Here is a 13,056-nt window from a genome sequence, read left to right as displayed (position 1 = left end):
ATCACTTTAAGAAGAGCTAGAGCAGTATGAAAATCAAAATCCTATAGAAATTCATGAATATTATCAATCAATAAAAAATGCACATTTACTTCATACTATCGAGCAGGTTATTCCTAGTTACAGCAGTTGGAAAGTTAATCAAGAAGGAGAAATTACAAGTAATAACACTACTGCTTTAGGCAAATATCAAGGACTTGAATGTTATGGAAGAATTAGCGAAAAATTACAAGAAAAATTAGATAAGAATCAATGTGATAAATTTATAAATGCCTTAAAGAAAGATATAATATATAGACAACAGGGTGATAACGGCGTTAAATTTATCGGTAAAAAAGCAGTTGAAATTAAAATTGATGGTGACCAGCGTTTATTCACAAATATATTGCATTCAAACGAACAAGGTGCATTACTGATAAATTTTGATCATCAAGGAAATCATAATGATGTAATAAAATTCGCCGGCGAACATCATCTAGAATTTCATCAAGATTCACTATAACTTTAATAAAATTATTAATTTTTACTCAAAAGGTTGGCGTAGGTTAATAGCGGCAGATACGGTACCCTCGTCTAAATAATCAAGTTCACCTCCGATAGGTATACCGCTAGCAAGGCGAGAAATTTTAGCAGGATGCTCTTTTAAATATTCTGTAATAAAATAAGCAGTAGTCTGACCTTCTAAAGTAGAATTAGTAGCAATAATAACTTCTTTAATATTTTCTGCAAAACATCTTTTAAGTAGTTCAGGTAACCGAAGTATGCTAGGGTTTTGTCTACTAGCTGCCGATAAATTATGACCGAGTACATGATATAAACCTTTAAAATTACCGCTACGCTCCATTGCCCATAATTCAGCCACTGTTTCAACAATAGCAATAATTGATTTATCTCTATATTCAGAAGAACAAATACGGCAAATATTTTCCGTATCTATATTACCGCAAATCTTGCATTTTACTATTTTCTTATCTATCTCTACAAGATTATTAATCAGGCTTTTTAACCTTACGTCTTTATCTTGCAATAGGTAAAGCGCTATACGTCTTGCCGATCTACTACCAAGACCGGGTAATTTTGAAAAAAGATAAATTAGCTGATCTATATCATTATCATTTGTTTCATTCATAAATATACTCGTTTAATTTGAAAAATGAGCTACGTCGTATTATAAGAACTACGGTACTCACCTATTAAGATACGCTCCGCTCCTCGCCTTATATACTCCTTGCTCTTGTCCAAATTAAACTTCGTCTATTACTTAGGAGTATATTTAAGACTTAATAACGACGGTTCCAGCTATTTTATCATGTAATGCTTGTTTTTTAGAAGAAAAAAGTATGAAAAAAATACCGATAGGAAAAGTCATATACCCTAAAAATCTTTTAATTAACTGCTTTAAAGTCGGACGATTTAATGTTACGGCATCTACGATTTTCATACGTAAAAACATTTTACTAAGCGTTGCACCTTTATAATACCAAAGCGTTATGAAATATGAGCCTATTACTAATATATTAGTAGCAAAAATTGAAATATTAAACAAAATATATTTATTAAAATTTCCTGCTTTAAGATATTCATAAAATTCCTGACTCATAACCGAGTTAAACATTGCATTGGGATTATGAAGATTAATGTTATTGCTAAGGAAATAATCATTAAAGAACAACCATAATAAATTAAAAGAACAAAATTGTGATATTGGAATTGCTATAAAGGCAAATAATGATAAATCAAGTGCCGTAGAAAAAATTCGTGCTATAAAATCAGGATAAATAATTTGCTTTTTCATTGCCAGTTACTTTATTTTGGTGTTAGATAGTAAGGGTTGTGGTAACCTCAGGATTTTGGCATGAGATTGCTTCGTCAAAACTTATAGTTTTTCCTCGCAATGACGATTTTAATGCCCCTAATCAAAATTCAATATATTACATTCATGAATCAATTTGAAGCATATAGTTTATTATTTGTTGATAGTTTTGTCTCAAATCTTGTTATAGGTTTTCAGAATGAATTAATATTTCATTCTATGAAAATGTTCGGAGGCTATAATAGTTCAATAATGTTGTTAGTAGCTATTTGTGCTTCTCTTAGCGGTAATGCAGTCAATTATATTTTTGGAAGAATAGTTTTAAATATCTTTTATGCTTCCAAAAATACACAAAATATTTTAAGACATAAAAATTTAACAAAACTATATTATAAATATGAGATATTTATAATTTTCTTAATGGCATTTTCTTTTTGGGGAAGCTTTATTGCTTTATTCTCCGGTTTTTTTAAAACAAAATTTCTAAAATTTTTAGGTATTGGTTGTTTGGCAAAAGCATGCTATTATGCCTTAGAATTGTATATATTTTAACTCATGAAAAAATTAACCAAAACTAATTCTCATAGACAACAAAAATTAGCAAGCATTATAAATGAAGCATTAATAGAAATTCTAAGGCGTGGCAAAATGCTGGATAGCAGACTTTTTGATTGTCCTCTCACTATTACGAAAGTTATAGTTACTGCTGATCTCAAAATAGCTAATTGTTATTTCTTGCCTTTTAATACTAAACTAACAATAGATGAAATTATGGATGCATTAAATAATTCTAAAAATGCTATCAGAAATTTTATTACTAATAAAATAAATATGAAATTCTCGCCTGATATAAGATTTCATTACGATTACGGATTTGATAATGCTATAAAAGTGGCACACTTATTATAAAGATCTCTGAATATAAGAATCTAATAATTTATTAAAAAATTGTTTTAATATTTAGGTTATTGTATCATGCCATATTTTAATCAGTAATGTTATAACTTAAATATGCATAATAAAATAGATAACTTAAAAGAAATAAAAGGATTAACAGGTTTACGCGGATATGGATGCATTATGGGTATTCTTCTTACACGCCACATATAATTGGCCAGGTAACTCAATTGGAATGAATATAGCAAGACTTGGCGGTCTTGGGGTCGTAATATTTTTTGTGTTATCCGGCTTTATTTTATACGCATACCGTTAGTTATAAAAGTTTTTTATTTGCACGTATTGCCAGAGTTTATCCCTCACATTTATTTATGCTTTTATGCGTATTAATGCAGAGTCGATTTTTCCAGAAATTCTTTCACCCTCCGATAATTCTTATACTTTTCTTCTTAATGTGTTCCTTATTCAAGCATGGGGGTTCACGGACTTAGTATCTTGGAATCAACATTCATGTTCAATAAGTACGGAAATGTTTGCATATTAATTATTTCCTTTTTAATATCATTGATGAAAGATTATCAATAACTTAATTATTGATAATCTTGTTATTTATATCTTATTGGATAATTTCTGCTCCTTATGCTTTTCAACAATGGCTGCAGACTCATATATTAGTAACGAAAGAGTACAATTTGCTTACAGTAAAAGCTTAATAATGTTTTTAGGTGTATTTATTTTTAGTTGTATAACATTTTTTATTACAAAACATATAAAATCTTTGAAACTTAATTATATATTATTTATGATATTATTACATTTGTAGGAATTGCTGTTTTTGCCTGCAGTTGGCTCATCCTTAATAATTATTGGAACATCTAATGATTCAGTATTACTGGATTTATCCAACTCCTTTATGGCTTAAATTTGCTACTTCGGTTACAATAGCTACTATTTTGCATTATATAATTGAATTACCAGCTCGCTAATTCATTTGTCAATTAAAAGTGAATAGATAGATAGGTGCTAGGGGATAAACTCAATCATTGCAAACAATAATTATCCGTTATACTAAAAACGCTTAAAAATTAAGCTTTAGTATAACAGCCCCCTAGCATAAAGGGACTAAAGGCTATAAATGTTTTGCAATGATGGAGTTTAAACATCATTTACAAAATGATAATATCATAATAATTAAAATAATCAAGATATTTTAGTTATTTTTTAAACTTTAAGTATAACTCAAATAAAAATAAATCCTTATTTTTATTAAATAACTTTAAAAGATTATTTTTTTATATTAAGATATAAGAATAATTTTTTAATAAAAATAAATAGAAAATGTCTCCGCAAATAATAGAGTTATTAATTTTTGCCGTTATTACCTTTTACATTATCAACAAATTAATTACGACTCTCGGTTCTACTTCAGAAGAGGAACAGACAAATCAAAAATCTTATTTTGGCGAACCGATTATTAAGGACGTAACTTACAGTACAGTTAAATCTAATAAAGAAGAAAAAAATATTCCAACAACCCAAGATATTAAAGCTTTTAAAGATATAATAGTGGAACATAATATAACTGCGGTCGTAGATGGAATGGAACAAGTCCATAAACGCCTTTACTCCTTTGATCCGGTTAAATTCATAAATAATGCTAAAACTGCTTTTCAAATGATTATAGAAGCTGCTTATAAAAAAGATGCTAAAGAATTATCTGAGCTGATAGATAAAAGATACTTGGCAGAATTTGAAAAAATAACACCGTCCTATGGTGATTTTTTTGACTCATCGGCTTTAAGTGCAAAATATTCAGAAATTTACATGTTCGGTAATAACATATTTATTAAATTACTATTTCAAGGTAAAAATGTAGTTGACAAAATCGAAGATTTAAAAGAAGAATGGACATTTACACGTAATGCTAATACCAAAGAAGTTGATTGGTTTTTAAGCAATATTGAGAGAGTGTAGCAATTATATTTTATGACCTGAATGTCATTTCCACGGAAGCGGGAATGACATCAAAAGACTACAAAACTAAATAACAAACTATTAGTAATGAGTAAAATTTTCTATATTATAGGCACTATATTAATAATAAGTGTCGGTATTTTTATGTTTCAAACGCAAACGATAACAGATAACAATCAAATAATCCCCAGAAAAGTTTTATTCGGTAACCCTGATAAAGCAAGGGTGTCTCTAACCCACGACGGCAAATATATTCTATATGTTGCACCGAAAGACGGTGTATTAAACATTTGGCTAGCACCCTCAGATGATATTAGTAAAGCAGAAGCCATAACCCATGACAAAGGACGCGGTATTTGGTCTTATGCTAAAGCTTATAATAATAAAAATATTTTATATACCCAAGATTTTAATGGTGATGAAAATGACCGAATTTACAGCTATAACATAGAGACAAAAGAGACAAAATTACTTACTCCCGCAAAAGGAGTTAAAGCCGAAATAGCCGGAGCAAGTCATAAGAAGCCAAATGAGATATTAATATATTTAAATGAGCGTAATCCTGAATATTTTGATATTTACAAATTAAATCTAGATACTCTAGAAAAAGAACTGATTTATAAAAATGATAGATTTACTGATTATGTAACCGATGAAAATTTAAATTTAAGATTCGGTAGCTTACTAGATAAAGACGGAGCTGTTGAATATTATGAATTAAAAGACGGAGAACCAAAGTTATTTACTAAGATATCAATGGAAGATTCTTTTAACACTTCCATACTTGGTTTTGATGCTAGCGGTGAAACTTTATATATGCTAGAGGGACGTAATCGTAATACCTCTGCACTTAAAGCTATAACACTAGCTACAGGTAGTGAAGAAATATTAGCCGAAGATGCAAAAGCCGATATTGGCTTATTTACAGTTCATCCCACAAAGCAAACTCCGCAAGCAGTATCTATAGATTATGATAGAGTCTCATATAAAATATTAGATAAAGATATTGAAGATGATATTAAATATTTGCAATCTATTGATCGCGGTGATTTAATTATTAATAGTAGGACGCTAGACGATAAAACTTGGATCGTTGCTTATATGGCTGATAATGCACCGGTGAAATATTATAAATATGATAGGGCAAATAAAAAAGCTGAGTTTTTATTTACTAATCGCAAAGAACTTGAGCAATATAATCTTGCTAAGATGATACCGATAATTATCAAGTCACGTGACGGGCTTGATTTAGTTAGCTATATCACTTTTCCAAATGATGTAAAACTCGATAAAAATAATATACCCGATAGAAAAGTACCTCTAATTTTAAATGTCCACGGCGGTCCGTGGGTACGTGATAGCTGGGGATACAATCCTGAACATCAGTGGCTTGCAAATCGTGGTTACGCAGTTTTAAGTATAAATTACCGTGGTTCTACCGGTTTTGGGAAAGATTTCTTAAACGCCGGTAATTTAGAATATGCCGGTAAAATGCACACCGATTTAATTGATGGTGTTAACTGGGCTATTAAGAATAATATAGTTGATTCTGATAAAGTTTGTATTATGGGCGGAAGCTATGGAGGTTATGCAACGCTTGTAGGTCTTACCATGACGCCTGACGTATTTGCTTGCGGTGTTGACGTTGTCGGTATGTCTAATTTATTAACTCATGTGCAATCTAAAGCTCCTTATATGACACCATTGTTAAGTATATATAAAACACGTATAGGACCTTGGGATACTGAAGAAGAAAAAGAGTTTTTAAGACAAAGATCACCGATTAATTTTGTTGATAATATCAAAAAGCCTTTATTTATAGCACAAGGTGTGCACGATGTGAGAGTCGTGCAGGCAGAATCAGAACAGATTGTAAACAGCATGCAAGCAAAGCATATACCGGTAGTTTATGCACTTTACAAAGATGAAGGTCATGGATTTGCAAAACCCGGTAATAGAATCTCATATTACGCTCTTGCCGAGCAGTTTTTAGCTAAGATTTTAAAAGGAAGAGCGGAACATATAGGAAATGACTTAAAGAATGCTAATCTCATTCTGAATGATAAAGAAAAAATTAGCGGTACAGAGGCAGAAAAGATTATAGATACGGTAGTTGGGAATTAAGAAGCAACTATCATACCGCGACTCGGTGTCACCCCGTGGCTTGTCCACGGGATCTAGTTAAAAATACTAATAATTTTAGTATTTTTTATTGTTTTTTAGATTCCTGCTTCCGCAGGAATAACATAGAAGAGCGAAAATGACATTAAGTAAGTTCAAAATAATTTATTGGAGTACTATCATGCTACTTACAAATACTGAAAATTCTTACGGCTTAATTGCAAAACTTTTCACTGGATCATGAGCATTATAGTTATAGTAATGCTCGTTGTCGGTTTCTTAATGGATAATTTCATAGAACTTCCTTTAAAATGGCAATTATACGGGATACATGAAGCAACCGGTATAGTTGTTTTATCTTGAGTAATAATAAGGCTTGTATGGAAATTCTATAATGCTAATGTTTTGCTACCGGAAGATATGCCGAATTGGCAAAAAAAAGCCGCTAATATTAATATAAATTTGCTATAGCTTTTAATGTTATTAATGTCGATAAGCAGCTTCTAATGACTATTTTATCAAACCATCATATTGATTTTTATGGTTTGTTTACTATTATAAATTCTTTTGCTCCAGATTTACAATTTGCCAAAATCTTTAAAAAAATCCATAAAAAGACTGCTTATTTACTACTTTAATTATTTTGCATATACTAACTGCATTATATCATCACTTTATTAGGCAAGATAACGTATTAAAGAGGATGTTGAATGAGTAACCTCATTATAAACTTATTGACATATAATAAATTGTGTTTTATATACAAAGTAAGATCAGATAACTTACTATGTTAGTATTATGAGTAAAAGTGCCAGAGTAGTAGTCTCATCGCAAGGACAGGTAGTGATACCTAAATATATAAGAAATAAACTTGGTTTACATTCAGGCTCTGAGTTAATAATTAACTACAAAAAAAATGAAACATTAGAATTGCTTCCTATAAAAAAAGATATCTATAGCTTTTTTGGTAAAGGTAAACATAAAACTAAAAACGGTCCAGTGGATGTAGATGAAGCTATTAGTATTGCGGTTATCGAAAATGATAGGAATTGACACTAATATCTTAACTCGTACTTTTCTTGAAGATGATGAAATACAAGGTAAAGCAGCTCAAAATTTCTTAAAAAATAACATCACTAATAAGATTTTTATTGCATCATATGCATGAATTTGTATGGGTGCTAAAAGTAAATAAATTTACTCGCCAGGAAATTTATGAAGCAGTAATTAATCTTATTGATAATTCCGGCTTTATCATTGGGCATCAAGACATAATAATATCAGCTGCTGAGAAATATATTAAAGGTAAAGCAGACTTTGCCGATTATATGATTATTATTGCAGAAGGAGAAGTCAATAGTGCTAATAAGTTTATCACTTTTGATAAAGACATTAGTAAGAGAAGTTAAAAATGCATCTTATCCATAAAAATTAATAGCAATTTAATAAATTATTTAAAATGAATATTCATGAATATCAAGCAAAAGAGATTTTAAGAAAATACGGCGTACCTACTTCCACCGGGCTAGTTGTTACGAAAACCGAAAAGATTAACGACACCATAGATAAATTAAATACGGAAGTATATGTGGTTAAAGCACAAATACATGCCGGCGGTAGAGGTAAAGCAGGCGGTGTTAAGGTTGTTAAGAGTAAGGAAGAAGCCAAAAAAGTTGCTCATGACATGTTTGGTATTAATTTAGTAACGCATCAAACAGGACCTCAAGGACAAAAAGTAAACCGTCTGTATATCGAATCAGGTTGTGATATTTTAAAAGAATATTATTTTAGTATAGTATTTGATAGATCGGCTAGCTGTATTACTTTCATAGCTTCTACAGAAGGAGGAGTTGATATTGAAGAAATAGCAGAAAAAACTCCGGAAAAAATTATTAAATTTTCCGTTGATCCTGCAACCGGTTTACAAGATTTTCATATGCGAGGCATAGCTTATGAGTTAGGCTTTAAGGATAACCAAGCCAAACAGATGAAAGAAATAGTAAAATCAGTCTATAATGCTTTTATTGAAACCGATGCAACACAAATTGAAATCAACCCATTAATTGTAAATAGCGACGGGAACTTATTAGCTTTAGATGCAAAAATTACTTTTGACGATAACGGCTTATTTCAGCATCCGAATATTACGGCAATGCGTGATCATGATGAAGAAGATCCTCTAGAAACTAGAGCAGCAAATGCAGGACTTAGCTATGTAAAAATGGACGGTAATATCGGTTGCATGGTTAACGGTGCCGGTCTTGCCATGGCCACTATGGATATTATTAAACTTTACGGTGCTTCACCTGCTAATTTCTTGGATGTCGGTGGTGGAGCTGATCGTGAGCGTATAAAAGAAGCTTTAAAAATAATTTTATCTGATAAAGAAGTACAAGGGATTCTAGTTAATATTTTCGGCGGTATCATGCGTTGTGATATTATAGCAGAAGGGATTATTGCAGCTGCAAAAGACATAGGTATAAAAGTACCGTTAGTAGTTCGTTTAGCCGGTACAAACGTTGAAAAAGGCAAAGAAATTTTATCAAATTCCGGTTTAGAAATAATACCGGCACATGATTTAGCAGATGCGGCAAATAAAATAGTTGAAGCGATACGGTAGATAACCGTCATGAGCTATGCAGGCATTGACCTTGTTGTATGGCTCAAAAAACCAATTCAGTGTCATACCGCGTGGCTTGACCACAGTATCCATAAAAAAATTAAAAAAGGACTGGATCACGCAATCAAGTCGTGGGATGACATCAAAGTAAAATAAAAACAATAAAAATTATTTAACATGGCAATATTAATAAATAAAAAAACACAAGTTATCTGTCAGGGTTTTACTGGTTCACAAGGAACTTTTCACTCTGAACAAGCGATAGCGTACGGCACTAACATGGTTGGCGGTGTTACACCCGGCAAAGGCGGTCATACTCACCTTGATTTACCTGTATATAATACCGTACATGAAGCAAAAGCAAAAACCGGTGCAAATGCAAGCGTTATATATGTTCCGCCCGGCTTTGCCGCTGATTCGATATTAGAAGCAATTGATGCCAAAATTGAAGTAGTAGTATGTATAACGGAAGGAATTCCGGTGCTTGATATGGTGAAAGTAAAACGTGCTTTAGTCGGTTCTAAAACTAGATTAATCGGTCCTAACTGCCCTGGAGTTATCACACCGGGTGAATGTAAAATCGGTATTATGCCTGGGCATATTCATAAAAGAGGAACGATAGGTATTGTTTCAAGATCAGGTACTCTAACTTATGAAGCAGTAGCGCAAACAACAGCAGTAGGACTTGGACAATCTACGTGTGTCGGTATAGGCGGCGATCCTGTTAACGGCACTAATTTTGTTGATTGTATTGAGATGTTTTTGAAAGATGATGAAACAAAAGCAATTATTATGATCGGTGAAATTGGCGGTAATGCAGAAGAAGATGCAGCTGAGTTTATCAAGCAGTCAAAAATCAAGAAACCTATAGTAAGCTTTATTGCAGGTATTACAGCACCTCCAGGTAAAAGAATGGGACATGCCGGAGCTATTATTGCCGGAGGAACAGGAAGTGCCAAAGATAAGCTTGAAGCTCTACAAAGTGCCGGCGTAACTATCACTAGATCCCCTGCAGATATCGGTAAAACTATGTTAGATTTACTAAATAAAGGCTAAAGTGATTCAAGAGCAATTGCTGTCATTCCTACCAGACCTTGTTGCGTGGAGACTGAAGGTTGTCATTGCGAGGAAATTACGTAAGTAATTGACGAAGCAATTTCAGGATGCTTGACAAGATTGCCACGTCGCTTTGCTCCTCGCAATGATGATTTGGTATCCATGCAACAATGCTTTCGCGGGAATAACATGCACTTACTGGTCTACGCAACAATTCTTAAGAACTCTTATTATCCCTAATTGCTTCAACTATATTTAGTAATTGTGGGAAATCTATTAACCCAGGTATTAATTTTGAATCAATTATATACGCAGGTACTCCTTGAATTCTAAGACTTCTAGCTATTTTCATATTTTGAGTAATTAAATCTTTAATCTCATTGCTATCGGCAATTTCTTCAATTTCCGTAGCATTTAAGCCATTCTCAGTTAATAATTCTTTTATAGATTCCTTAGACACATCTCTTATTTTTATTAATTCATCATGAACAGCTTTGAATTTACTTGGATTAACCTTATAAACGGCTAAAACTATTCTTGCAAGATATTCGGAAGCATCTCCAAGGATAGGAAGCGGTCGTAATACAACTTTAACTTTTGGATCGTTTTGCAATAATTCATTTATAGAAACATCGCCTTTTTTACAATAAGAACAATTGTAATCAAAAAAAACAATTATTGTTACATCACCGTCTTTATTTCCTATAACAGGAAAGCTTGTGCTATCTTCAATACCTAACTTATTATCTTTTAGATAGTTATTAACTTTAGTCTCATTTTCCTGTACTTTACGTTTTTGCAACCCTTCTATTGATTCTATTATTATTTCCGGAGTTTTAAGCAAATAATCTTTGATTATTTCTTGTACTCTTTCCTCTTCACATTTTCTTGCATCTTCGCTTTGTTTAACCTCAACGGAAACTGGATTTGTAGAATAAGTTTGCATTGTTTTGAAAACAAATAAAACTCCTATCACAACTACAAATATAACCAATATTTTACCTATAATATGCTGCATAAATACCTTTTTTTTAAATTTTATATCTTCCTAAAGTCTAAGTAATTCTATATGTCATTCCCGCGCAAGCAGGAATGACATATAACGAGCTATGTAACAAAGCCGGCTTGTCATCCGGTGTAGCAAAGTCCATTACTTCTGTCTTATTAATCTGCTCTGATCTCTTTTCCAGTCTTTTTCTTGAATTGACTCTCTTTTATCATGTAATTTCTTACCTTTAGCAATACCAAGTTCAACTTTCACTTTATTTTTTTTATTAAAATACATAGAAAGAGCTACTAGCGTATAGCCTTTTATTCTAATTCTACCGATAATTTTCTTTATCTCTTTAGTATGCAACAATAATTTACGCGGTCTACGAGTAGCATGATTAAATCTATTCGCTTTTTCATATTCTGCAATATGGCAGTTATACAAAAATACCTCATGTCCGGTATCTGTCGCATGACTTTCTTCTATAGAAGCTTTGCCTTGACGCAGAGACTGTACTTCACTACCCTTTAATACAATACCCGCTTCTAATCTTTCTTCAATAAAATAATTAAAAAGGGCTTTCTTATTTTGTGCAATAACTTTCTTATATTCGGTCATATTTTTATAGATAGTGATGTTATGATGTTTTCAATTTGTTTTTTGGCACTATCGCTTGCTTCAGTTAATGGGGGTCTAATTTCATTTTCACATAAACCTAAATAATGTGCAGCATATTTTATCGGAATCGGATTAGATTCTACAAATAATGCTGTATATAAAGGTAGTAATTTCTGATGGATTTCTAATGCTCCTTTAGTATCGTTCTTATTCCATTTTTCTAATAGCTCTTTACATATATTAGGAACAATATTAGAGGCTACAGAAGTCCACCCTACCCCACCTTGAGCGTTAAAAGCTAAGACTACTTCATCATTACCGGTTAAAATATTGAAATCCTTTTTAACTGTTGCTCTGATCCGCAATGGACGTTCTAAATCTACACCACAATCTTTTAATGCTAAAATACGCGGTAGCTTGCTAAGTCTCAATATTGTCTCATCAGAAAAATCTACTCCGCTTCTAGTTGGAGCTGAATATAACATAATAGGTAGATTACACGCTTCATGCAATGCTTCAAAATGCTTATAAATCCCGTGTTGGGTAGGTTTGACATAAGATGGTGGACTAGCCATAAAACCATCTACGCCGATTTTTGTAGATTCCGCTGCAAGTGCTCTTGCATAAGTAGTATTATTTGATGAACACCCGCTTATTATAGGAATACATTTATTAACGATTTCTACGCTAGTTTGCAGTAATAATTTATATTCTTCAAAGCTTAAACTACTACTTTCTCCCGTTGAGCCTGCAATTAATACTGCATCGACTTCATATTTTATTTGATGTTTTACAATTCTCTCTAAAGCATATAAGTCTAACTTATTATCTTTAAAAGGTGTTATAAGTGCGGTAATTAAACCTTTAAATATGTTATGCATGATTTTTTTGATTTTAATTGTTTAGCTTATTAAATCGTCATTGCAAGCAGAATTACGTAGTAATTCGACGCAGCAATCTCAGGAGTTT

At 31.9% G+C, this 13,056-nt stretch carries 13 protein-coding genes and 2 pseudogenes; 10 read left to right on the top strand and 5 right to left on the bottom strand.

Going from position 1 to position 13,056, the window contains the following annotated elements; genetic code table 11:
• Positions 1 to 520: 520 nt before the first annotated feature.
• Positions 521 to 1,126, bottom strand: coding sequence for a recombination mediator RecR (gene recR / locus RMA_RS03315; protein ID WP_041404668.1), 606 nt, complete (start codon positions 1,124 to 1,126; stop codon positions 521 to 523).
• 144 nt (positions 1,127 to 1,270) lie between these two features.
• On the bottom strand, positions 1,271 to 1,792 hold the full coding sequence (locus RMA_RS03310) for an RDD family protein (protein ID WP_032074203.1): 522 nt from the start codon (positions 1,790 to 1,792) through the stop codon (positions 1,271 to 1,273).
• A gap of 144 nt (positions 1,793 to 1,936) precedes the next feature.
• Here RMA_RS03310 and RMA_RS03305 point away from each other — a divergent pair, with 144 nt between their 5' ends.
• The 10 genes and pseudogenes from RMA_RS03305 (at position 1,937) to sucD (ending at position 10,478) form a co-directional block, all read left to right on the top strand.
• Positions 1,937 to 2,362, top strand: a complete 426-nt coding sequence (locus tag RMA_RS03305) for a YqaA family protein (RefSeq protein ID WP_041404987.1) — start codon at positions 1,937 to 1,939, stop codon at positions 2,360 to 2,362.
• A 3-nt stretch (positions 2,363 to 2,365) separates the two neighbouring features.
• Positions 2,366 to 2,719, top strand: coding sequence for a 30S ribosome-binding factor RbfA (rbfA, locus tag RMA_RS03300; RefSeq protein ID WP_012152772.1), 354 nt, complete (start codon positions 2,366 to 2,368; stop codon positions 2,717 to 2,719).
• A gap of 171 nt (positions 2,720 to 2,890) precedes the next feature.
• Positions 2,891 to 3,087: pseudogene (locus RMA_RS11965) on the top strand (hypothetical protein); the annotation flags it as partial.
• A gap of 958 nt (positions 3,088 to 4,045) precedes the next feature.
• Positions 4,046 to 4,681 (top strand): Tim44 domain-containing protein, encoded by a 636-nt coding sequence (locus RMA_RS03290; protein ID WP_012152771.1) that lies wholly within the window; start codon positions 4,046 to 4,048, stop codon positions 4,679 to 4,681.
• Positions 4,682 to 4,768: 87 nt separating this feature from the next.
• Positions 4,769 to 6,805 carry a S9 family peptidase gene (locus tag RMA_RS03285; protein ID WP_012152770.1) on the top strand — a complete coding sequence of 679 codons (2,037 nt, stop codon included), beginning with the start codon at positions 4,769 to 4,771 and terminating at the stop codon, positions 6,803 to 6,805.
• A 237-nt stretch (positions 6,806 to 7,042) separates the two neighbouring features.
• On the top strand, positions 7,043 to 7,165 hold the full coding sequence (locus RMA_RS12245) for a hypothetical protein (protein WP_274377930.1): 123 nt from the start codon (positions 7,043 to 7,045) through the stop codon (positions 7,163 to 7,165).
• Between the two features lie 435 nt (positions 7,166 to 7,600).
• On the top strand, positions 7,601 to 7,855 hold the full coding sequence (locus RMA_RS03270) for an AbrB/MazE/SpoVT family DNA-binding domain-containing protein (RefSeq protein ID WP_041404666.1): 255 nt from the start codon (positions 7,601 to 7,603) through the stop codon (positions 7,853 to 7,855).
• Positions 7,842 to 8,230, top strand: a pseudogene (locus tag RMA_RS11955) (PIN domain-containing protein). The gene RMA_RS03270 and the pseudogene RMA_RS11955 overlap by 14 nt, the downstream one beginning before the upstream one ends.
• A 31-nt stretch (positions 8,231 to 8,261) precedes the next feature.
• Positions 8,262 to 9,422, top strand: a complete 1,161-nt coding sequence (gene sucC, locus RMA_RS03260; RefSeq protein ID WP_012152768.1) for an ADP-forming succinate--CoA ligase subunit beta — start codon at positions 8,262 to 8,264, stop codon at positions 9,420 to 9,422.
• A gap of 177 nt (positions 9,423 to 9,599) precedes the next feature.
• A complete protein-coding gene (gene sucD / locus RMA_RS03255; RefSeq protein WP_012152767.1) occupies positions 9,600 to 10,478 on the top strand; it encodes a succinate--CoA ligase subunit alpha in 879 nt (292 codons plus the stop codon).
• Between the two features lie 217 nt (positions 10,479 to 10,695).
• Here the strand turns inward: sucD and RMA_RS03250 are convergent, their stop codons facing one another.
• The 3 genes from RMA_RS03250 to dapA form a co-directional block, all read right to left on the bottom strand.
• Entirely contained in the window at positions 10,696 to 11,496 is an 801-nt protein-coding gene (locus tag RMA_RS03250) for a DsbA family protein (RefSeq protein WP_041404665.1), read from the bottom strand.
• A 132-nt stretch (positions 11,497 to 11,628) separates the two neighbouring features.
• A complete protein-coding gene (gene smpB / locus RMA_RS03245) occupies positions 11,629 to 12,087 on the bottom strand; it encodes an SsrA-binding protein SmpB (RefSeq protein WP_014365853.1) in 459 nt (152 codons plus the stop codon).
• Positions 12,084 to 12,968 carry a 4-hydroxy-tetrahydrodipicolinate synthase gene (dapA, locus tag RMA_RS03240; protein ID WP_041404664.1) on the bottom strand — a complete coding sequence of 295 codons (885 nt, stop codon included), beginning with the start codon at positions 12,966 to 12,968 and terminating at the stop codon, positions 12,084 to 12,086. Before dapA ends, smpB begins: the two co-directional genes overlap by 4 nt.
• Positions 12,969 to 13,056 lie beyond the last annotated feature (88 nt).

Source organism: Rickettsia massiliae MTU5 (assembly GCF_000016625.1).
In the GTDB taxonomy this organism is placed as follows: Bacteria; Pseudomonadota; Alphaproteobacteria; order Rickettsiales; family Rickettsiaceae; genus Rickettsia; species Rickettsia rickettsii.
This window is presented reverse-complemented; position numbering and strand designations above follow the sequence as displayed.